Below are 20,563 nucleotides of genomic sequence, written 5' to 3'. Positions count from 1 at the left end.
CCCGGGTGTCAGCGGGTGCGGCCCACCACGTGCGGCTTGCCGTTCTTCGGGTTTGTCATCGAGAAGTCCAGACCCTGCACCGGTCCGTCGTCGACGATCCGCGAGCCGAAGGCGACCTTGGTCGGCAGCAGGACCGGCTTGCGGAACTCGACCTCGATCGTCACCGCGTCGGGCAGTCGGCTCTCCATCGCAGCGACGCAGCGCGCCTTGGTCCAGATGCCGTGCGCGATCTGGCTCGGGAACCCGAACGCCTTGGCGGTCAGCGGGTAGAGGTGGATCGGGTTGTAGTCGCCCGAGACCGCGGCGAAGCGGCGGCCCAGGTCGGCGCCGAGCTTCCACTGGGTCCCGTTGCCCTCGATGACCTCGAACGGTGCGCCCTCGGGCTGCGCGTCCTTGTCGCCGCGACCCGGACGCAGGTACGTCGACACCGACTCCCAGACCAGTTCGTCGCCGCTGGTGACGGTGGTGACGAAGTCGAACATCGTGCCCTTGCTGTGCGCCCGCTTGTTGGTCGCGGTCGCCGAGACGTCGAGGAGCTCGGTCGGCGCGATCGAACGGTGCTGGGTGACCGAGTTGCGCAGGTGCACGCTGCCGATGGCGGCGTACGGGAAGCTGCTGTCGGTCATGATCCCCATGTGCAGCCGGAAGGCGAGCATGTGCGGGTAGGTGACCGGCAGGTACTGGCCGGGCTCGAAGCCGCAGACCTCCCGGTACGTCGCCACGTGGGCAGGGTCGATCGTGACGTCCTTGCGGGTCAGTCGCAGGTCGGGCAGGTCGCCGCCCTTCTTGGCGACGCCCGGGAGCAGGTTCACTCCCGGGACGACGGGCAGCGCCGCCTTCAGCATGGACGGCAGCGCCGATCCGGCGCCTTCGATGATCCGCTCGGTCATGCTCAGGCGCCCAGCATCATCTGGCCGCAGACCCGGACGACGTTGCCGTTGACCGCGGACGAACCGGGGGAGGCGTACCAGGCGATCGCCTCGGCGACGTCGACCGGCAGACCGCCCTGGGCCATCGCGTTCATCCGCTGGCCGACCTCACGAGTGGCGAACGGGACGGCGGCCGTCATCGCGGTGATGATGAAGCCCGGCGCGACCGCGTTGATGGTGATGTCGTTCTTCAGCTCCGGCGCGACCGCGTCGACGAACCCGATGACGCCGGCCTTGGAGGCGGCGTAGTTGGTCTGGCCGACGTTCCCAGCGATCCCGGCGATGGAGGAGACGCCGACGATCCGGCCGTTCTTGTTGATCAGGCCCTGGTCGAGCAGCTCACGGGTGATCCGCTCCGGCGCGGAGAGGTTGACCGCGATCACGGAGGACCAGCGGTCCTCGCCCATGTTCGCCAGCTTCTTGTCGCGGGTGATGCCGGCGTTGTGCACCACGATGTCGACGCCGCCGTGCTTCTCCTTGACGTGGTGCGCGATCCGCTGAGGCGCGTCCTTGCCGGTGATGTCGAGAGTCAGGGTGTCGCCGTCGAGCTCCTTCATCAGCGCCTGCAGCTCGCTGGCCGCCTGCGGCACGTCGATGCCGAGGACGGTGGCGCCGTCGCGGTGCAGGACCCGGGCGATCTGCTCGCCGATGCCGCGGGAGGCACCGGTGACGATCGCGACCTTGCCGGCCAGCGGCTTGGCCTGGTCGGCGACCTTGGCCGCCTTCTTGGTGCCGGTGAGGCCGAGCCGGGCGACCTGGCCCGAGACGTAGGCCGACTTGGGGGAGAGGAAGAACGCGAGGGTGGACTCGACGGTGCCCTCGGAGCCGGGGGCGACGTACACCAGGTTCACGGTGCTGCCCTTGCCGATCTCCTTGCCGAGCGAGCGGGTGAAGCCCTCGAGAGCACGCTGGGCGATCCGCTCGTCGGTCGAGTCGGTCTGGGTCGGGTTGGTACCGAGGACGACCACCCGGGCGCAGCCCTTGAGGCTGCGCAGCAGCGGGGTGAAGAACTCCTGGAGGGCGATCAGGCCCTCGGGGTCGGTGATGCCGGTGGCGTCGAAGACCAGGCCCTTGTACTTCTCACCCTCGGCAGCGGTCCGGGTGCTGGCGATCTCCAGGTTGTCCAGGGTCGCCGTCAGGACGTCGGTCAGCCGGCCCGCGCCGCCGACCAGGACGGTGCCGTCGACGAGGGGAGCGCCCTCGGTGTAGCGGTCGAGCTTCTCCGGGCTCGGCAGGCCGAGGTTCTTGACGAACATCTGGCCGATCGGGCTCGAGCTGAAGGACTGGTAACGGTCGCTCATCGGGGTTCCTCGCATCAGGGAATCGGGGCGCTGCCACGGGCGTTGAACCGGTCAGCGCAGCAAATGTAACTTCAGGTGTAACTCGGAGTCCAAAATTCGTGACGTGGCCCTCACTGCGTTTCAATTCCCGATGTTACGCGCCAGTATTGTGAGACCTTCGCATCGATCAGGAGAACCCCATGCAGGCCAAGACTCGTCGCGTCGCCATCCTCGGTGGCAACCGGATTCCGTTCGCTCGCTCGAACACCGTCTACGCATCCGCGTCGAACCAGGAGATGCTGACCGCCACCCTCGACGGCCTGGTCGCGCGGTTCAACCTGGAGGGCGAGCGGCTGGGCGAGGTCGCCGCCGGCGCCGTGCTCAAGCACTCCCGGGACTTCAACCTGACCCGGGAGGCCGTGCTGAGCACCCGCCTCGCTGCGGAGACCCCGGCCGTCGACCTCCAGCAGGCCTGCGGCACCGGCCTCCAGGCGATCATCTACGTCGCCAACAAGATCGCCCTCGGCCAGATCGACTCCGGCATCGGCGGTGGCACCGACACCACCTCCGACGCCCCGATCGCGATCGGCGAGAAGCTCCGCAAGAAGCTGATCAAGCTCAACAACGCCCGGACCAACAAGGACCGCCTCGCCGTCCTCGCCTCGATCCGGCCCGGCGACATCAGCCTGGCGATCCCGTCCAACGGCGAGCCCCGGACCGGCCTGTCGATGGGCGAGCACCAGGCGCTGACCGCGCTGGAGTGGCAGATCACCCGCGAGGCGCAGGACGAGCTCGCGGTGAACTCTCACCACAACCTGGCCGCTGCCTACGAGGCCGGCTGGCAGGACGACCTGATCACGCCGTTCAACGGTCTGGAGCGGGACAACAACCTGCGTGCCGACTCCAAGCTGGAGAAGCTCGCCACCCTGAAGCCGGTCTTCGGCAAGGGTGAGGCCGCGACCATGACGGCCGCCAACTCGACCCCGCTGACCGACGGCGCCTCCGCGGTGCTGCTCAGCTCGGAGGACTGGGCCAAGGAGCACGGCCTGGAGCCGCTCGCCTTCCTGGCCGACTACGAGACCGCGGCGGTCGACTTCGTGCACGGTGGCGAGGGTCTGCTGATGGCTCCGGCGTACGCCGTCCCGCGGATGCTCGCGCGTGCCGGCCTGACCCTGCAGGACTTCGACTTCTACGAGATCCACGAGGCGTTCGCCTCCCAGGTGCTCTCGACGCTGGCGTCGTGGGAGGACCCGGTGTTCTGCAAGGAGCGCCTGGGCCTGGACGCGCCGCTCGGTTCGATCGACCGGTCGAAGCTGAACGTCAAGGGTTCCTCGCTCGCGGCCGGGCACCCGTTCGCCGCGACCGGCGGCCGGATCGTCGCCAACGCCGCCAAGCTGCTCGCCGAGAAGGGCTCGGGCCGCGCGCTGATCTCGGTCTGCGCGGCGGGTGGCCAGGGCGTCGTCGCGATCCTCGAGCGCTGACGCCAACCGGACGTCGAGCTTGTCGAGACGTGGTGACCTCGGCGCTTGCCTCACCACGTCTCGACGTGCCCGGCTCCGGCATCGTTCCTGGCCGGACTCGCTCCTCGGCGATCTGATCCGCTGGCGCGCCCCTGATCAGCGATCGGTGGCGAGGGCGACCGCGGTGGAGGTCAGGAACGCCTTGACCTGGTCGCCGGAGATCGGCGAGATCGCGGGGATGCCCGGACTGCTCTCCTTGACGAGCATCCCGATCCGGGCGAGTTGCAACGCTCCCAGGCCCGAGGCGTACATGTAGTTCGCGGCCAGCACGCTGTCCTGGTCCTTGAAGTCTCCGGCCTCGATGCCGGCGTCCAGGGTCTCCTTGAGCGTCCGCAAGCAGGCGGAGATCGCCCGACCGAGCCGGAAGAGCGCGCCTTCACTGACCTGCTCGAGCAGCTCGGGGCCGGGGCGGCGCATCAGCGTCTGGGCGCAGTCCACGAACGCGGGGTACTCCAGGCCGAAGTCGACGAAGGCGGCGACCACCGCTCGCAGGCGGTCGGACGGGGTCCCGGTCGCCTCGGCGGCCGCGGTCTCGAGGCGCTGCTTGAGCTCTTCGAGGTACCCCTCGACGGCGAGCGCGAACAGCTCTTCCTTGCCGCTGAAGTGCCGGTAGATGATCGCCCGGTTGATCCCGACCGCCTTGGCGATGTCGTCGATCTGCGCGTCCCGCACGCCCGACTCGTCGAAGAGCTGGCGGGTCGCGGCCAGGATCTGCTGTTCGCGCGCCTTGCGCCGCGCAGCCGCCGCTGACTGCCGACTGGGAGTACTCATGTCGAAACTGTAGTGCAACTCCTGTTTACACAGGTGTCGCACTCCGGACCGCTCCGCCTGGACGCAGGACGGCGCCTGCGACCAGCGCCAGGTTCGCGGTAGCGAGACCGACGCTCACCGGGAGGTCGAGGGCTCCGGACGCGGCCGCGATCCCGGTCAGCGCCGCGCCGATCGAGCCGACCAGGGTGCCGTGACGGGCTCGGGCGATCGCACGGCGGGCGTGCGCGATCACCGGGCCGAGCCGCGCGACGTCGAGGTCCTCCAGCGCGACGCCGTACGGGGGCGGCGGGCCGGGCCAGCTGTCGCAGACCGCCAAGTCGGCCACGGTGAGCGGTCCGTCCACGCGGTACGGAGCCACGACGGCGACCGAACGGCCGTACTGCCGAAGGTCGCGGACCTGAGCCGCCTGGGCGGCTCCGTCGAGCTCGCCGTGCCATCGCCCGACCCCGGCGGCCCGGGCGGCGGCCTCGGTCCGCGCCGGGGTGTCGTCGGAGACCAGGACAGTCTGCAGGTCCAGCCGGTGCAGTCCGCGGACGTCGTGCGCGGCATCGGCGCGGAGCGTGTCCTCGACGGTGATGGTGCCGAACGGGCGGCCGTCCACCTCGACTCCGAGCACGTGACCGATGCTCGGTGGCGCCGGGAGCTCCAACCACGCCGGTGCCCCGACCCGAACCGGGTGCCGGTCCACCGAGCCGACGACGCCGATCCCGGGGACCTCCTCGACCTCCGTGCTGCGACCGCCGGCGGCGAGCCGCGAGACGGCACGACCGACCGGGGTCGGCAACGCATGGCAGAGCGCACCCGCGAACCAGCGCAGGTTGCGGTCGTCGGCCTGATCGAGCGGGTCGACCGAGACCACTCGGAGCGCGCCGGTCGTCACCGTCCCGGCCTTGTCCAGCACCAGGAGGTCCACGCGGGCGGCTCGGACGAGCGCCGCGGAACCCCAGGCGCGCACCCCGAGGCCCCGGCTCCGTCGTACGGCGACAGCGCGGGCGAGGGCCGGGGCAAGCAGCATCGGGGCCGGGGAGAGAGCGAGGAAGGTCGCGATCGTGACCTGAGTCGCGCGGTCGGTGCCGGCGCCGAGGAGCACCTGGATGGCTCCCGCCAGCACCGCCACCCCGACCCCCGCGATCGCGAGCCGGCCCGTAGCTCTGCGGCTCATTCCTCGCCCTCGGTGTGGAAGCGCTCGAAGTCGCTCTGGTCGCCTGCCTTCCACAACGGCACGCTGGCTTTGAGCAGCATCGTCAGCTGGACGACCAGCTCAGGGTCGTGCAGCGCCTCGCCGAAGATCTCGTTGATCCGCTTCCAGCGGTACCGGACGGTCTGCGGGTGCACGTCCAGCCGGGCCGCGATCGCGGGAGCGCTGTCCCGGGTCTCCAGCCAGGTGAGCAGGGTCTCGGAGAGGATCTCGCGCGAGTTCGGGGTCTCGGCGAGCAGCGGAGCGAGCAGCTCCTGGCAGAGCTGCTGACGCATGTACGGCTCCGCGTGCAGCCAGAGCTGGGTGCGGTGGCGCAGGCACTCGATCACCCGGGCGGTCGGGATCACCCCGCGTCGGGCGAGGTCGATCGCGCGCCGGGTCCAGAGGCTCGCGGCCGGTGTGCTCGCCAGGTTCACCGGCCAGCTGGTCGCGATCCGGGTGACCGACCGGTCCTGGTCGAGAAGGTCGAGCGCCGCCGCGAGATGTTCCGGAGTCGTCACCAGCATCGGTCCCGGGTCGCTCAGGCCGGTCGAGCAGACCAGTAGCTCGGGGGAGTCCCGCCACGGTGGCACTTCGTCGGTGCCTGCGGGGGTCACTTCGAGAGCCAGCACCACCACCGTGGTCGGAACGGTCCACTCGGCCGCGATCGAGGCCAGGTACGGGTCGGTGCCGGTGAGGAGGGCTTCGGCGAGGTCGTGACGGCGCCGGTGCGGCTTCCGGGCGAGCTGGTGGAGGGCGGTCTGGTGCCCGCGCTTGACCTGCTCGGTCAGCCGCGCGAAGACGGTGTCGATCGCCTCGCCCAGCCGGTCGAGAGCTGCCGCACTGGCAGCGTGCTCGACGGCGAGCGAACGGACCAGGTCCCAGGACATCTGCGCCGCGAGGTCGAGCGCGGCCAGCATCGGGCTGAGGTCGTGCTCGTCGGTGGCCTCGCCGTGGCCCATCTTCGCGAACAGGTCGTCGACCCGGCGCGAGGTGTGCTCCCGGCCGGCGGCGACGTCGAAGAAGAGCCGGACGGCACCTTCTGTCGCCATCCGGATCAGCCTGTTCCGGCGGCCGTCGACCGGACCGGTGAAGGGCCCGACCTCGGCCTGGACCCGGCGGGCAAGGTTCTCGGCGAAGCCGGAGACCTCGCGAAGCCGGTCGAGCAGGTCGGCGTAGCGGGCTTCGCTGTCGGTCGTCGTCGCCAAGGTCACCTCCCCCGAGTAGGCGTGCCGTTCAGACTATTTGCGCGCGGACCGGCGATGGGGGCCGCGGACGAAAATGTGGATAACTCTGCGGATCGCGGACAATCGGACGGAAGTCCGGTCACCCACGGTCCCGGGCCGGCTGGCGGGGGAAGTCGCTCTGATCCCCGGTCCGCCAGAGCGGCACGCTCGCCTTGAGCAGCATCGTCAGCTGCACGATCAGCTCCGGTTCGCGGAGGGCGTCGCCGAGTAGCTCGTTGATCCGCTTCCAGCGGTACCGGATGGTCTGCGGGTGCACGTCCAGCCGGGCCGCGATCGCCGGGGCACTGGCCCGCATCTCCAGCCAGACCGAGAGCGTCTCGGCCAGGATCTGCCGCGAGTGCGGGCTCTCGGCGAGGAGCGGGCCGAGCAGCTCCTGGCAGAGCTGGCGACGCAGGTGCGGCTCGGCGTACAGCCAGAGCAGGGTCCGGTGCTGGTCGCAGTCGAGGACCCGCTCGTCCAGGAGCACGCCCTGGTCGGCGAGCTCGAGCGCCCGGCCCACCCAGCGGCGCGCGTCGTCGGCGTGCGCCGTCGCCACCGACCAGCTCACGGCTGCTCGTCGTACGCCGAGGTCTGCGGTGAGCGTCTCGATCAGCCGATCCCGGTCGGGCGCAGCTGCCAGCGCCAGCAGCTCGCCGTCGACGAGGTCGGAGAGGATTCCCGGCACGCCGGTCAGGTCGGGCTCGCCCTCGATCGAGGCCAGCACCACCGCCGCCGGCAGGTCGCTTCCGGCAGCGAGTGCGAGTGCGACCAGCGTCTCCCGGTCGGCGCCTTCGACCAGCCCGCGGAGGAGCTCGCGCCGCGGCCCGCCGTGGCTCCGGGCGACGGCGCGCTCCCCGGCTGCGTAGCCGCGCTCGACCTGGGTACGCAGCCTCGTGTGCAGCCGCTCGATCTCGTCGTGCAAGCCGCTCAGCACCGCGGCGGCGCCGTCGAGGCGCACGACCAGCGCCCGGACCTCGTCCCAGGCGAGCAGCCGGGCGTGCTCGAGAGCTTCCAGGATCGGCGCCAGGGTGTGGCCGTCGGTGGCCTCGCCGTGGCCCATCTTCGCGAACAGCTCGTCGACCCGGCGACCGCTCGGTCCGCGGCCGGTGAGCTGGTCGAAGAACTCCTCGATCGCCGAGCGGGTGGCCAGCGCGATCAGCCGGTGCCGCTTGCCGGTGACCGGGCCGGCGAAGACCTGGACCCGTTCCTGGATCACCCGGGCGATCCGGCCGCCCAGCGGGTCGGCGGCCGACCGCATCGCGTCGAGCAGGTTCGGAACTCCTGCGAGGGGCTCCGGAGAGCCCCCTTCGCAGGGGTGGTCCGCAGGGCGCCTAGGGGCAGATCCCACGAGGCGCCCTGCGGACCGAGGGGTCGGGCACCGTGCTCGCCGGGGGGATGAGCACGTGCCCTGAACCGGACATCCGGCCAGGGAGTGGCGGGAGTAGATGTCCGGAGGACTGGTGGAGACGGAGGGGGAGCTGAGCAGAGTCGAGGCCGAGCGTGCGTCGTGCACCGGTGGTCCTGACCGAGCCCATGCTTCTCCCTCCCCAGGGACGGGCGCCGGTGGTCGGCGCCGTTGGTCCGACCTTGCTGGCCGGGGTGCGTTCACGTCCAGTGATTGGTGCTCGATCGGGCTTGCTGGATGAAGATTGCTGACGAACTTGTGAGGGCGGTAACAAAACGCGCGGGATGGTCAGGGGCTGCTGACCAGATTGATCGGGCCGCCGGGGACGCTCACGCTGAAGGTTGCCGGGAGGATCGGTCCTGCAGGGGTGGCGAATCCGACGATGTCGGCCGGGTTGCCGTTCTGAACCTGCCCGAGGCAGCCCCAGACTCCGGAGACGTAGAGGTTGCCGGCGAAGCCTCCCTCCTTGATCGCGAGCTTTTGGGTGCTCTCGTCGAAGGTGGCGGGAAGCGTGCCCGGCACGGTCCCTGCGGGGTCGCCCGCCAGGTCGAACCTGCAGCCTCCCGTCGGGGATTCGAAATGCAGGCGGACAGTGTCGATCTGGCCGCTGACCACGTCGGTTGAGGAAGGAGTGACCGGGCTGGTGCTCCGGAACGTCCAGGTGCCGACCTGGCTGGGTGGAAGCGCACCGAAAGGTCCGGTGCAGCCCTGCCACGAAGAGCTGACCAAGTCGAGGACGTCCGGCACGGTTCCGGCGTGGGCAATGGCGCTGCCCGTGATTGACGTACACCCCCACCTCACCACGGTGCCGGCCTTGTTTCGCACCCGGAACTCCACCCGCCGCGTCGTTGCTGGCGTAGACACGATCGGGTCGGCAGTCAGCGTGGCCGGATGGGATCCGGGTGCAGTGTCCCCGCCGACGGCGACCGTGTACGCCGAGCCGGTCGCCTGCGCTGGCCCGACGATCGCGGCGATGCAGAGCGCCGATGTGGCCGCGATGGACCTTGTCGTGAGCATCCTGACCTGCATGGTGGGGCCTTCCGGTTAGGGAGCGTGGTTCGGGAACGGGAGCGGGTCGGGAACCGTGACGATCTTGGGATTCGCCGGGATCGGGTGCTGGACACGGCCGTCACCGAGGCAGTTCGCCTTCTCGGGGGTCGTGTCACCAGGACCGGGTGGACGGATCATCCAGTCCGGACCCGTGGTGAAGCAGACCGCGATGCCGAGACGTGCCGTGACTGGGTTCCCCGGACCAGCGATGGTGGCGGTGAGGATTCGGGAGACGTCATCGCCTGCGGCCGTCCGGCAGTTGGCGAAGGCGGGGATGTCGAGGGTGCCGGTGAGTGTCCCGCCGGGTCCTCCCATGAAGCTGTGGTCGGTATCGAAGGCCTCCATCTGCTCGGTGCCGTTGGTGCCTGGTCCCTCCCAGTACTTCGAGGTGAGTTGGAGCCGTGCCCAGGTTCGGGGCGCACAGGTCGACCTCAGGCGCAGGTCTACTCCGTCGACCTTGAGGCTACGAACCCGGAGGCCCACCTGAGCATCGAGTACCGCGGGATCAGCGAAACTTCCTGTCCCGGTCGCGGGGATGCCGTCCTTGGCGTCGATGGCGATCGGTACCGGCACATTCTGGTCGTCGCGGCGTTGGACCAGTTGCAGCGTCGCCTCGACCGGGATGGTGCCGAATGCGACCGTCCGTACCGGAATTAGCGGTGACTCCCCATAGGGATGCTCAGAGCCCTGAGGCGACACGAAGAAGGCCAGCGCAGAGTACGGGATTGCAATCCGGCCAGCAGCGTCCGTGCCGGCCTCGGGGTCGACGACCGCGTTGATAGCAAGCATGGCCAACGGGATCCGCGCCCATTGCTTGGCACGCACGGACCCTGCCATGCCCGTCTGCGCAACGCCGCCCCAGTAGTACTCGGCACCCATGCTCCCGGGCCGGTCCGGATCGTAGGTCAGGTACGGCAACCCTGGCCAGGGTGGTGTCCCGTCGGCGTTGCTGGCCGCCGGTAGCAACGGCAACGCAGCGACGGCGAGGGCGCAAGCGAGCAACCGGCGGCGTCGCCGGCTGCGGGGGGCTCGGTGCGATGTCACGATTTCAGTTCTCCTTGGTGCTGGGTGACCCCTGGCCCGTCCGTGAGGCAGACAGGCCAGAGGTCACGTCCTGGCAAGTGGGGCTTCAGCTCACCCGGCCGTTGGTCGCCTGCAGGGTGACGGTGTTGCCGGCCCCGGGGACCAGCAGGTTGACGAACGGCGTGAGCAGCCCGCAGTTCTGGAACTGGCCGATCGTGTAGGTCCCCGTCAACCGGCCGCCGTTGATCAGGTCGAAGCCTTCACCGGGGGGCGTATTCGCCGGGATGCTGACCGGATTGACGGTGCGGCAGGTGGAGCCGCCGAACCACCAGAGCGGGAGCAGGCCGATCGCCTTGATGTTCGAGAGCTTCACGTAGAACTTCGCGGTGGCGCTGACCTCGGCGTTCTCGCCGGCCAGGTTGATGTGCCCGGTCACCGGGCCGGCCGGGATGAAGTCGATGTTCGCCTCGAGCGGGACGAGGCCCAGCGCGGCGAACCTCGTCCTGGTGCCCGGCAGCGTGAGCGACCCGGTGAAGTCGCCGGTGTCGATGTCCAGGTCGGTGTGCAAGGTTCCCGGTCCGAGCCGGACCGTGCTGTTGGTGCTCTTGATGTACGTGCTGCCCGAGACGTCGTGGTCCAGGCTGATGATCGTCGCGGCGTTGGCCGCGGCGACAGGAGTGAGGGCGAGCGCCGCGGCTGCGGCGACCGCGCCGAGGCGTCGGCGACGCCGGGCGCTCGGGGGAGCGTAGGTCTTCATGTCTTCTCCTTCGGACAGGCGAATGGGGACGGCGACGGGTGGACGGGCGACGACCGGCGCCGCCCGTCCACCCGGTGGGTCACGGCGTGCTGATCCCGTTGACCGGGCCGTCGGGCACGGTCAGGGACAGGTTCGCGGGCAGCACGGTCCCGGTGGACGTGGTGTACCCGACCATGTCGGCCACATTGCCGCTCTGGATCTGCCCGAGGCAGCCGACCACGTTGTACACGTAGAGGTTGCCGACGAATCCGCTCTCCAGGACGGAGAGCTTCTGGGTGGCCTCGTCCACGGTGCCGCGCGCCGACCCGGGGATGGTCCCGGTCGGGTTGCCTGCCACATCGAACTTGCAGATGCCGGTCGGCGACTCGACGTGCGCGCGGACGTTCTCCACGTGCCCGGCGATCACGTCTGTCTGAGCCGGGGTCACCGCACCGGTGCCGTGGATCTTCCAGGTGCCGACCTGGGTCACGTTCAGGATGCCGCCCGGACCTGCGCACGACGTCCAGGCCGAGGTGCGGATCTCGCCGATGTCGGTGATGCCGGAGCCGGAGTTGACGATGCCCGTGCCGGACACGCCGTTGCAGCCCATCTTGATGATGGTGCCGGCGTTGTTCTTGACCTTGAACTCGACCCGCCGGGTCGTCGCCGGCGAGGTCACGATCGGGTCGGCGACCGCGCTGGCAGTGTGCGTCGCTGCCACGGTGCTGCCACCGACCGCGACCGTGTACGACGACCCGGTCGCCAGCGCCGGACCGGCGACCGCGCCGATGCCGGCGATTGCCACGGCGGCGAGAACGGCCTTCCTGGAGTGCTTCTTGAGTTGCATAGTCTTCCCTCTCCCTGAGATGGATTCGGCGCCTCTTGTGAGGCGCGTCACCTGGCTGAGTCAGCCCCAGGGATCGAGCCGTAGTCCAGAGAGAAGCCCCAAAAACAAGGAGATTCGGCTCGCCGACGAGCGGAATTTGTAACCCGCGTAACAAGAATGCGACGTCTGCGGTCTGGTTCGCCGATCGTCCCGACCTCTCGTCGGTTCGTGCGCCCGACGGATGCCCTGAATCAGCCCGCCGCGGCCGTCGTACGACGGAGTTGTTATCGCACTCACAACTTCAGATCACGAAGAGGTAACAGCGCTCCGCCCAGCTCGATCGCCCTTGCCTCGATCACCCACGTCCTCCCTAGGTTGCCGGAACACCGAGGCACACCAACTGAGGGAGAACCGTGATGGGCGGAACCGTCGAAGTCAGCGGGCTGACCAAGAGCTACGGGCGTCAGAACATCTGGCACGACGTGTCGCTGACCTTGCCGGCGGGGGAGATCACCGCGCTGCTCGGACCGTCGGGCACCGGCAAGTCGGTCTTCCTCAAGTCGATCATCGGCCTCGTCGAACCCGAGCAGGGCAGCATCCTGGTCGACGGTGTCGACATGGTCGCGGCGAACGAGGCCCAGCGCCTGGAGCTCCGGAAGAAGTTCGGCGTGCTCTTCCAGGACGGTGCCCTCTTCGGCTCGATGAGCGTCTACGAGAACGTAGCCTTCCCGCTGCGCAAGCACACCCGGCTCAAGGAGCACCAGATCCGCAAGCGGGCGCTGGAGAAGCTCGACCTGGTCGGCCTGATCGGGCAGGAGCACAAGGTTCCGGCCGAGATCTCCGGCGGCATGAAGAAGCGTGCCGGACTGGCCCGGTCGCTGATCACCGATCCCGAGATCATCCTGGTGGACGAGCCGGACTCCGGCCTCGACCCGGTGCGCACCTCCAACCTGGCGCAGCTGCTCGCCGAGGTGAACGCCGCCACTGACGCCACGATGCTGGTGGTCACCCACAACATCGAGCTCTCCCGCACGCTCCCCGACAACCTCGGCATGCTGTACCTGCGCGAGCTGGTGATGTTCGGCCCGCGCGAGGAGTTCCTGCTCACCGACCACCCGGTGGTCTCCCAGTTCATGAGCGGTGACCCGGACGGCCCGATCGGGATGAGCGAGGAGGCCGACCACGGCCGCCGCGACCTGCTGGCCGAACCCGAGTACCCGGGCGGCGTGGCGTTGATGAGCTCGGCCGCACGGTCGATCGAGGTGCTGCCACGCCAGCTGATGCCGCGTTCCGGCGCGGGCCGGGCCGGGGCGGTCCGTCACCGCGAGCGGGTCGCCGCGGGGACGGCTCCGTTGTACGTCGCCGAGGACGACGACCGAGACCGGGTCGCCGCAATCCCGGGTCAGCACCTCGCCACCCGGGCGCTCCAGGCGACGGGGGACTTGTACGCGCTCGGGCTCGACACTCTGCGGATGGGGGTCAGACGCCCGTTCGCTGCCCGCGAGGCGCTGGAGCAGTTCTGGTTCGTGGTCAGCGTCTCCTGGCTGCCCGCGATCCTGATCGCGATCCCGTTCGGCGCGGTGATCGCGCTGCAGCTCGGCACCCTGACCGTCCAGGTCGGCGCGCAGTCCTTCACCGGTGCGGCCAGCGTCCTCGCCGTGGTCCAGCAGGCAGCTCCGATCGTGACCTGTCTGGTGATCGCCGGAGCCGGAGGCGCGGCGATCTGCGCCGACCTCGGCTCGAGGACGATCCGCGACGAGATCGCCGCGATGAGGGTGGTCGGGCTCTCCCCGGTCCAACAGCTGGTGGTACCGCGGACCCTGGCCTGCGTCGTCGCCGCCGTACTGCTCAACGGGCTCGTCGCGGTGGTCGGCGTCCTCGGCGGCTACTTCTTCAACGTGATCGTCCAGGACGGCACTCCCGGCGCCTACCTGTCCAGCTTCACCGCGCTGGCACAGCTCCAGGACCTCTGGGTCGGAGCGATCAAGGCGGTGATCTTCGGCTTCATCGCCGGGGTGGTCGCCTGCTACCGCGGGCTCAACACGGCACCCGGCCCCAAGGGTGTCGGTGAGTCGGTGAACCAGTCCGTGGTGATCACCTTCCTGCTCACCTTCTTCGTGAACTCGGTGATCACGACGCTGTACCTGCAGCTCTTCCCGGGAAAGGGGGCTTGAGATGGCCGCCCCTGATGCCGTTGCCCGGCTCGTGCACGGGCCGTTGGAGAAGCTCGCCGGGGTCGGGTCCGGCCTGCGCTTCCACCTGACTGCCCTGCTGCGGATCCCGGCAGCGATCCGGGATCACCGCAAGGACGTCGTCGCGCTGCTCTCCGAGGTCTCGTTCGGCAGCGGCGCGCTGGCGGTCATCGGCGGCACCATCGGCGTGATGGTCGGCCTGACCCTCTTCGTCGGAACCGTGGTCGGGATGCAGGGCTTCGCTGCGCTCGACCAGATCGGGGTCTCGGCGCTCAGCGGATTCACCTCGGCCTACTTCAACACCCGTGAGATCGCGCCGCTCGTGGCCGCACTGGCGCTCTCTGCGACCGTGGGCTCCGGCTTCACCGCCCAGCTCGGCGCAATGCGGATCAACGAGGAGATCGACGCCGTCGACGTGATGGGCGTCTCCAGCATCACCTACCTCGTCTCGGCCCGGGTGCTCGCCGGCTTCGTCGCGATCATCCCGCTCTACGTGATCGGGCTGCTGACCTCGTACGCCGGCTCGAGGCTGGTCACGGTGCACCTCTACGGGCAGTCGGCCGGCACCTACGACCACTACTTCCACCTGTTCCTGCCGCCGATCGACATCCTGCTGTCGTTCGCCAAGATCCTGGTCTTCGCCGTCCTGGTGATCCTGATCCACTGCCGGCTCGGTTTCCAGGCGAGCGGGGGACCGGCGGGTGTCGGCGTCGCCGTCGGCACCGCCGTACGACGGAGCATGGTGACCGTCGCACTGCTGGACCTGGTGCTCTCGATGGCGCTCTGGGGCGCCACGACGACGGTGCGGGTGGCGGGATGAGGGCCCGCCGGTTCGACGTCGTCCTCGGCGCGATCGCGCTGCTGGCCGTGGGCGCCCTGGTCCTCGTCGCCGTCCTGGCCTACAACCGCACCTTCGTCCGCAGCGACTCGGTGACGCTTCAAGCAGGCGCTCTCGGCAACGCACTCCAGCGGGGCTCGGACGTCAAGCTCAACGGCGTTCCGGTCGGCTGGGTCTCCTCGATCACCCCGATCGAGGGTGGAGCCAACCTGCAGCTCGACCTGGACCCGTCGGTGATGTCCCAGCTTCCGCCGGACACCACGGCCCGGCTGCTGCCGAAGACGCTCTTCGGCGAGCGCTTCGTCTCCCTGGTCCGTCCGACCGGTACCGCCGGCGGCGGGCTCGAGACGGGGGACACCATCCACGAGGACATGTCCGCCCAGGCCGTCGAGCTGCAGCAGGTCTTCGACGAGCTCCTGCCGCTGCTGCACTCGATCCAGCCCGAGAAGCTCGCCGCCACGCTGGGAGAGCTCGCCTCGACGCTGCGGGGACGCGGTGACGACATCGGGGCGGCGCTCACCGCGTGGGCGTCGTACCTGTCGAAGCTGAACCCGCACGTGCCCGCGCTCGCCGAGGACCTCGGCCGGCTCGCCTCGGTGGCTCGCACCTACGACGAGGCCGCACCCGAGCTGATCGACGCGCTGGCCACGATGACGACCACCACCCAGACGCTGGTCGAGGAGCGCGGCCAGCTCCAGCAGGTCTACTCCTCGGTGATCGGCTCGGCGAACACCACCCGCGGTTGGGTCGCCGACAACCGGGACACCATCGAGGTACTCGCCGTCCAGAGTCGCGCCGCGCTGGAGGCGGTGCGCCCGTACGCCAGCGAGTTCCCGTGCGTCTTCAAGGCGGCGCGACAGTTCATCCCGCGGATGGACAAGGTGCTCGGCAAGGGCACTCGCGAGCCCGGGTTCCACGCCCGGATGAGCATCGTCAAGGCCCGCGCCAAGTACCTCCCCGGCAAGGACGCGCCCCGGTACGCCTCGGGCGCCTCTCCGAGGTGCCCGTACGTCACCGGCCAGACCGGGACCAGGGTCGCGCGCGCCGACGAGAGCGGACCGCCGTCGATACCGCCGCCACCGTCCGAGCTGATGCAGGACCGGCTGGCGCCGACCGACGGCCTCGGGCCGGCCAACTCGTCGGGCGAGAACCAGCTGATCGCCGAGCTGCTCGCCCCCGAGGCCGGGGTCGCCCCGGCCGAGTACCCGGCATGGGCCAGCTTGCTGCTCGGTCCCCTGATGCGCGGCAAGGGAGTGGTGCTCCGATGACCCGGACACTCGTCAAGAGCGTCGTCTTCACGCTGGTGACGGTGCTGGCCACCTTGGTGCTGGCCGCCACCATCCGGAACGGCTCCGGTGGCGGGACCGAGTTCCGTGCGCTCTTCACCGACGCGACCAGCCTCAACGAGGGTGACGACGTCCGGATCTTCGGCGTCAAGGTCGGCACCGTGACGAAGGTGAAGGTGCGCGACAACCGGCTAGCCGAAGTCACCTTCACGGTCTCCGACGCCGTCACCTTGCGCTCGGGCAGTGCCGCCGAGCTCCGGTTCCGCAACTTGGTCGGGCAACGCGTCCTCGCCCTGGATCCGGGTGACGCCGACGAGCCTGCGCTGCCGGCGGGGTACACCTTCCCGGTCGAGCGGACCACCCCGGCGCTCGACCTGACCCTGCTCTTCAACGGCTTCCAGCCGCTCTTCCGGATGCTCTCGCCGAAGGACGTCAACAACCTCAGCGCTCAGGTGATCGCCGTCTTCCAGGGCGAGGACGCCACCGTCGAGGGCCTGCTGTCCAGCACCGCGTCGCTCACCTCGACGCTGGCCGGCCGGGACCGGGTGATCGGGGAGCTGATCAGCAACCTCAGTGCCGTGCTCAAGACCGTCAACGACCGCTCCGGCGAGCTCGACGACACCGTGGTGACGATGCAGCGCCTGGTCAGCGGGCTCGCCGAGGACCGTGCGGTCATCGGGCAGAGCCTCGAAGGGCTCGGGTCGATGACGGCCGCGGTCGCAGGCTTGGTCGAGGACGGGCGAGCGCCGCTCAAGGAGACGATCAGCGGCCTCGGCCGACTCTCGACCAACCTTGCCAACGCCCAGCCGATCCTCGACCGGTTCTTCAAGACCCTGCCGGTCAAGCTCGACCGCATCGGCAGGATCGCCAGCTACGGCTCCTGGGTCAACTTCTACGTCTGCTCCATCCATGGGCGGATCCCGATGCCCGAGGGCTACTTCGGTGGTCTCGGCGTGAACCCGGTTGCCGGGAGGTGCCGCTGATGTCCCAGTTCCGCAACGCGTTCGCCGAACGCAACCGAGTCCTGATCGCGCTGATCGGGTCGATCGCGATGGCGGTGATCTTCGCGCTCACCTTCGTCGCCGACTCGCTCCCGCTGATCGGCGGTGGCAAGACCTTCACCGCGCACTTCGCCGAGTCCGGCGGCATCCGTGCCGGCAACGAGGTCAGGGTCGCGGGGGTGAAGTCGGGCACCGTCATCTCGGTCGAGCTGCACGGCAAGGAGGTGCTGGTGAAGTTCCGGATCAAGGACGTCACGCTGGGGGACCAGAGCACCGCCGGTGTCTCGGTGAAGACGATCCTCGGGCAGAAGTTCCTCGACATCGACCCGCTGGGCCACGGCGAGCTGAAGGGAGACATCCCGCTGGAGCGCACCACCACGCCGTACGACGTCAACGCCGCGCTCTCCGACTTCTCCAGCACCGTCTCGGCGATCGACACCCCGCAGCTGGAGAAGAGCTTCGAGGTGCTCAGCAAGACCTTCGAGAACACCCCCGAGTCGGTGCGGACGATGCTGACCGGGCTCACGTCGCTCTCCCGGACGATCTCCAGCCGGGACGGCGAGCTTGCCTATCTCTTCGCCGCGACCCGGAAGGTGAGCCGGACGCTGGCCGGTCGGAACACCGAGTTCGCGGCGCTGATCCAGGACGGGGACGCCCTGCTCACCGAGCTCCAGCAGCGCCGAGAGGCGGTCTCCGCGATGCTGGAGTCGACGGCCCGGCTGGGCCGCGAGCTGCGTGGCCTGGTCGACGACAACCGGGCGACGCTCGCCCCCGCGCTGGCGAAGGTCGACCGGCTCTCGGTGGTGCTGCGGCGCAACCAGGACAACCTCGACGCCTCGCTCCGCAAGCTCGGGCCGTACTACCGGGTGGTCACCTCGGCCCTCGGTAACGGGCGTTGGATCGACACCTACGTCTGTGGTCTGTTCGGCGCCGACGCCCTGCCTCTGCTCGATCCGAACGCCGTCCGCAACTGCCATCCCAAGAAGGGAGGTGGGCGCTGATGACCAGGTCACGGAGCCTGCCGATCGCCCTGGTTCTTGCCGTCGTCGCGACGCTGGTCTTCATCGGCTGGCGGGCGTTCGCCGGGTCGGACCAGACCGAGTTCGTGGCACGGTTCGAAGCAACCATCGGCCTCTACCCGGGGTCGGACGTCCAGGTGCTCGGCGTCCCGGTCGGTGAGGTGCTCTCGGTGAAGCCGGACGGCGCCAAGGTCTTGGTGCGGATGCGCCTGGACTCCGGCCAAAAGGTCGACGACGAGACCCGTGCGGTGATCGTCGCACCGACCTTGGTCAGCGACCGGTTCGTCCAGCTCACCGAGCCGTACGACGGCGGCAGGGCGCTCCCGGACGGAGCCGTGATCCCGGAGTCGCGGACCGCGGTGCCGGTGGAGATCGACGAGCTCTACCGGAGTCTGGAGGAGGTGAGTGCGACCTTCGGCCCCGACGGCGCCAACAAGAACGGAGCGCTCTCCCGGCTGCTCACGGTCGCCGCGGAGAACCTGGGCGGCAACGGTCGCGACCTCAACGAGATGATCTCCGAGTTCGGCAAGGCGAGCGCGACCCTGGCAGGAACCGGCGACGACCTCTTCGGGACCATTGAGAACCTGCACGAGTTCAATACGATGCTCGTCGCCAACGACGCCGAGGTCGCCACGGCCAACAAACGGTTCGCGGACGTGGCGGCGTACCTGAGCGCCGACCGGAAGGACCTCGCCCAGGCGGTTGCGAACCTTGCCGACGCCCTCGGGGTGGTGGACGACTTCATCAAGGAGAACCGCGCGCACCTGAGCCGGAGCCTGAAGAACCTGCACGGGCCCACCCAGGTGCTCGCGAGGCAGAAGAAGTCCCTGAACGAGGCCGCCCGACTGATCCCGCTGGCCCTGCAGAACTTCCTCAAGGCGTACGACGCCCGGACCAACACCGTGCACGGTCGCGGCAACCTGAACGAGATCTCGATCTGGGCCAACGGGCTCGGCGCGCGGACCTCGGCCGGGGCGCCACCGAACCTGCTGCCCTCGATGGGAGGCCGATGATGAGGTGGTCACTCCGACGCGGTGCCGGCGTCCTGGTCGCGGGCGCCGTACTCGCCACCGGATCGGGCTGCGGCCTGCTCAGCAACGGAGCCTACGAGCTGCCGCTGCCCGGCGGCGCCGACCTGGGCAGCGACCCGATCACCCTGACCGCGAACTTCAGCGACGTCCTCGACCTGGTGCCGCAGTCCAGCGTGCGGGTCGACAACGTCGCCGTCGGCAGGGTCACCAAGATCACCCTCGCTCCGGACGAGCAGTCGGCCCAGGTCGAGCTGAAGGTCAACGGAGAGGTCCCGCTGCCGGTGGGGACGGTCGCGCGGCTGCAGAACACCTCCCTGCTCGGCGAGAAGTTCGTCGCGCTGCTACGGCCGCAAGGGCCGGCGGACGGTCCCGCGCTCGAGTCGGGGGACCGGCTCGGCCAGGAGCAGACGTCGCAGGCCGCTGAGGTCGAGCAGGTCCTCGGCGCCCTCTCGATGGTGCTCAACGGCGGTGACGTCGGCAAGTTCCAGGAGATTTCCCAGGAGCTGCAGCAGGTCACCGACGGTCGCACCGGTCAGGTCCGGTCGGCGCTCGAAGAGATCCACGGGTTCGTCTCGGTGCTCAACTCTCGGCGCGGGGCGATCACTGCGGCCCTGGACGGGCTGGGCGACCTCGCCGCGACGCTGAAGCAGGACCGCGGCAAGATCGCGACCGCGCTGGACGGACTCAGCCCCGGGCTGGCGTCTCTCGCCGACCAACGCACCCAATTCGTCTCGATGCTCGGCGCGCTCGACCGGCTCGCCAAGGTCACGGTGCAGACGCTGGACACCTCGCAGGAGGACATCGTCGCCGACCTGCGCGCCCTCGCGCCGATCCTGGACCGGCTCGCCGCCGCTGGGGCGAACCTGCCGAAGGCGCTCGAGATCCTGCTGACCTACCCGTTCCCGGACTCGGTCCTGGGAGCGATCAAGGAGGACTACCTCAATGTGTTCATCACGACGAACTATCGAACGCCCGCAACCTGCTCGGCGCAGGGTTGTGCCTGGCCGCAAGCAACCTCCGGTCGGGCGGCGACCTACAAGAGCGCTGGCCGCAAGTCCGTCCCGAACCTGCTGCCGCCGACCAGCTCGCCGCTTCCCGGACTGCCCGCCCCGACCGTGAGCGTGCCGACGAGGAAGCCGACGCCGACGACCACGCCGTCCACGCCGTTCACGACGTCGTCGGAGTCGCCGACTCCCGACGCGCCGTCCGGGGCGTCGAGCCCGACCGGCTCACCGGAAGCAGGGGAGTAGGAC

General features: G+C 69.6%; 18 protein-coding genes. 8 read left to right on the top strand and 10 right to left on the bottom strand.

The features are described from left to right. Positions 1–8: 8 nt before the first annotated feature. Both EFK50_RS02345 and EFK50_RS02340 read right to left on the bottom strand, forming a co-directional pair. A complete protein-coding gene (locus EFK50_RS02345; protein WP_221177246.1) occupies positions 9–890 on the bottom strand; it encodes a MaoC family dehydratase in 882 nt (293 codons plus the stop codon). A gap of 2 nt (positions 891–892) precedes the next feature. Further along, entirely contained in the window at positions 893–2,230 is a 1,338-nt protein-coding gene (locus EFK50_RS02340) for a 3-oxoacyl-ACP reductase (protein WP_123225953.1), read from the bottom strand. Positions 2,231–2,409: 179 nt separating this feature from the next. On the opposite strand from EFK50_RS02340, the gene EFK50_RS02335 reads away from it, so the two are divergent. Next, positions 2,410–3,690 carry an acetyl-CoA C-acetyltransferase gene (locus tag EFK50_RS02335; RefSeq protein WP_123225952.1) on the top strand — a complete coding sequence of 427 codons (1,281 nt, stop codon included), beginning with the start codon at positions 2,410–2,412 and terminating at the stop codon, positions 3,688–3,690. A 135-nt stretch (positions 3,691–3,825) separates the two neighbouring features. Here the strand turns inward: EFK50_RS02335 and EFK50_RS02330 are convergent, their stop codons facing one another. From EFK50_RS02330 to EFK50_RS02290, 8 genes are all read right to left on the bottom strand, one after another. After that, positions 3,826–4,500, bottom strand: coding sequence for a TetR/AcrR family transcriptional regulator (locus EFK50_RS02330; protein ID WP_123225951.1), 675 nt, complete (start codon positions 4,498–4,500; stop codon positions 3,826–3,828). Between the two features lie 25 nt (positions 4,501–4,525). Further along, positions 4,526–5,662, bottom strand: a complete 1,137-nt coding sequence (locus EFK50_RS02325) for an HAD family hydrolase (protein WP_123225950.1) — start codon at positions 5,660–5,662, stop codon at positions 4,526–4,528. Beyond that, a complete protein-coding gene (locus tag EFK50_RS02320) occupies positions 5,659–6,885 on the bottom strand; it encodes a helix-turn-helix domain-containing protein (RefSeq protein WP_148046027.1) in 1,227 nt (408 codons plus the stop codon). The genes EFK50_RS02325 and EFK50_RS02320 overlap by 4 nt, the downstream gene beginning before the upstream one ends. Before the next feature lie 118 nt (positions 6,886–7,003). After that, positions 7,004–8,251: a PucR family transcriptional regulator gene (locus EFK50_RS02315; protein WP_484213811.1), complete on the bottom strand. Its 1,248-nt coding sequence runs from the start codon at positions 8,249–8,251 to the stop codon at positions 7,004–7,006. A 345-nt stretch (positions 8,252–8,596) separates the two neighbouring features. Continuing rightward, on the bottom strand, positions 8,597–9,337 hold the full coding sequence (locus EFK50_RS21785; RefSeq protein ID WP_148046026.1) for a hypothetical protein: 741 nt from the start codon (positions 9,335–9,337) through the stop codon (positions 8,597–8,599). A gap of 15 nt (positions 9,338–9,352) precedes the next feature. Beyond that, positions 9,353–10,276 (bottom strand): hypothetical protein, encoded by a 924-nt coding sequence (locus EFK50_RS02300; protein ID WP_148046025.1) that lies wholly within the window; start codon positions 10,274–10,276, stop codon positions 9,353–9,355. 211 nt (positions 10,277–10,487) lie between these two features. Continuing rightward, on the bottom strand, positions 10,488–11,138 hold the full coding sequence (locus EFK50_RS02295; RefSeq protein ID WP_123225944.1) for a hypothetical protein: 651 nt from the start codon (positions 11,136–11,138) through the stop codon (positions 10,488–10,490). Positions 11,139–11,217: 79 nt separating this feature from the next. Then, positions 11,218–11,964 (bottom strand): hypothetical protein, encoded by a 747-nt coding sequence (locus EFK50_RS02290; protein ID WP_148046024.1) that lies wholly within the window; start codon positions 11,962–11,964, stop codon positions 11,218–11,220. 395 nt (positions 11,965–12,359) lie between these two features. Between EFK50_RS02290 and EFK50_RS22925 the strand changes: the two genes are divergently transcribed. Genes EFK50_RS22925 through EFK50_RS02255 form a run of 7 tightly spaced genes read left to right on the top strand, consistent with a single transcriptional unit; the run spans position 12,360 to position 20,560 of the window. Further along, the gene (locus EFK50_RS22925; RefSeq protein WP_425454366.1) at positions 12,360–14,117 is read left to right on the top strand and encodes an ABC transporter permease; all 1,758 of its coding nucleotides are present in this window, start codon (positions 12,360–12,362) and stop codon (positions 14,115–14,117) included. Between the two features lies 1 nt (position 14,118). After that, positions 14,119–14,955: an ABC transporter permease gene (locus EFK50_RS02280; protein WP_123225942.1), complete on the top strand. Its 837-nt coding sequence runs from the start codon at positions 14,119–14,121 to the stop codon at positions 14,953–14,955. Further along, the gene (locus EFK50_RS02275; RefSeq protein ID WP_123225941.1) at positions 14,952–16,241 is read left to right on the top strand and encodes an MCE family protein; all 1,290 of its coding nucleotides are present in this window, start codon (positions 14,952–14,954) and stop codon (positions 16,239–16,241) included. Before EFK50_RS02280 ends, EFK50_RS02275 begins: the two co-directional genes overlap by 4 nt. After that, positions 16,238–17,242 carry an MCE family protein gene (locus EFK50_RS02270; protein ID WP_183407662.1) on the top strand — a complete coding sequence of 335 codons (1,005 nt, stop codon included), beginning with the start codon at positions 16,238–16,240 and terminating at the stop codon, positions 17,240–17,242. The genes EFK50_RS02275 and EFK50_RS02270 overlap by 4 nt, the downstream gene beginning before the upstream one ends. Then, positions 17,242–18,261 carry an MCE family protein gene (locus EFK50_RS02265; protein ID WP_123225939.1) on the top strand — a complete coding sequence of 340 codons (1,020 nt, stop codon included), beginning with the start codon at positions 17,242–17,244 and terminating at the stop codon, positions 18,259–18,261. The genes EFK50_RS02270 and EFK50_RS02265 overlap by 1 nt, the downstream gene beginning before the upstream one ends. After that, positions 18,261–19,292 carry an MCE family protein gene (locus EFK50_RS02260; RefSeq protein ID WP_123225938.1) on the top strand — a complete coding sequence of 344 codons (1,032 nt, stop codon included), beginning with the start codon at positions 18,261–18,263 and terminating at the stop codon, positions 19,290–19,292. Before EFK50_RS02265 ends, EFK50_RS02260 begins: the two co-directional genes overlap by 1 nt. Then, the gene (locus EFK50_RS02255; protein ID WP_183407661.1) at positions 19,292–20,560 is read left to right on the top strand and encodes an MCE family protein; all 1,269 of its coding nucleotides are present in this window, start codon (positions 19,292–19,294) and stop codon (positions 20,558–20,560) included. The genes EFK50_RS02260 and EFK50_RS02255 overlap by 1 nt, the downstream gene beginning before the upstream one ends. Positions 20,561–20,563: the final 3 nt, after the last annotated feature.

Source organism: Nocardioides marmoriginsengisoli (assembly GCF_003725695.1).
Classification (GTDB): Bacteria; Actinomycetota; Actinomycetes; order Propionibacteriales; family Nocardioidaceae; genus Marmoricola; species Marmoricola marmoriginsengisoli.
This window is presented reverse-complemented; position numbering and strand designations above follow the sequence as displayed.

What these genes read in the sequence shown, in the direction of transcription:
- EFK50_RS02275 (WP_123225941.1), top strand. Translation starts at nt 14,952, where the DNA reads ATGAGGGCCCGCCGGTTCGACGTCGTCCTCGGCGCGATCGCGCTGCTG.
- EFK50_RS21785 (WP_148046026.1), bottom strand. Translation starts at nt 9,337, where the DNA reads ATGCAGGTCAGGATGCTCACGACAAGGTCCATCGCGGCCACATCGGCG.
- EFK50_RS02340 (WP_123225953.1), bottom strand. Translation starts at nt 2,230, where the DNA reads ATGAGCGACCGTTACCAGTCCTTCAGCTCGAGCCCGATCGGCCAGATG.
- EFK50_RS02255 (WP_183407661.1), top strand. Translation starts at nt 19,292, where the DNA reads ATGAGGTGGTCACTCCGACGCGGTGCCGGCGTCCTGGTCGCGGGCGCC.
- EFK50_RS02260 (WP_123225938.1), top strand. Translation starts at nt 18,261, where the DNA reads ATGACCAGGTCACGGAGCCTGCCGATCGCCCTGGTTCTTGCCGTCGTC.
- EFK50_RS02290 (WP_148046024.1), bottom strand. Translation starts at nt 11,964, where the DNA reads ATGCAACTCAAGAAGCACTCCAGGAAGGCCGTTCTCGCCGCCGTGGCA.
- EFK50_RS02280 (WP_123225942.1), top strand. Translation starts at nt 14,119, where the DNA reads ATGGCCGCCCCTGATGCCGTTGCCCGGCTCGTGCACGGGCCGTTGGAG.
- EFK50_RS02325 (WP_123225950.1), bottom strand. Translation starts at nt 5,662, where the DNA reads ATGAGCCGCAGAGCTACGGGCCGGCTCGCGATCGCGGGGGTCGGGGTG.
- EFK50_RS02295 (WP_123225944.1), bottom strand. Translation starts at nt 11,138, where the DNA reads ATGAAGACCTACGCTCCCCCGAGCGCCCGGCGTCGCCGACGCCTCGGC.
- EFK50_RS22925 (WP_425454366.1), top strand. Translation starts at nt 12,360, where the DNA reads ATGGGCGGAACCGTCGAAGTCAGCGGGCTGACCAAGAGCTACGGGCGT.
- EFK50_RS02270 (WP_183407662.1), top strand. Translation starts at nt 16,238, where the DNA reads ATGACCCGGACACTCGTCAAGAGCGTCGTCTTCACGCTGGTGACGGTG.
- EFK50_RS02330 (WP_123225951.1), bottom strand. Translation starts at nt 4,500, where the DNA reads ATGAGTACTCCCAGTCGGCAGTCAGCGGCGGCTGCGCGGCGCAAGGCG.
- EFK50_RS02335 (WP_123225952.1), top strand. Translation starts at nt 2,410, where the DNA reads ATGCAGGCCAAGACTCGTCGCGTCGCCATCCTCGGTGGCAACCGGATT.
- EFK50_RS02265 (WP_123225939.1), top strand. Translation starts at nt 17,242, where the DNA reads ATGTCCCAGTTCCGCAACGCGTTCGCCGAACGCAACCGAGTCCTGATC.
- EFK50_RS02345 (WP_221177246.1), bottom strand. Translation starts at nt 890, where the DNA reads ATGACCGAGCGGATCATCGAAGGCGCCGGATCGGCGCTGCCGTCCATG.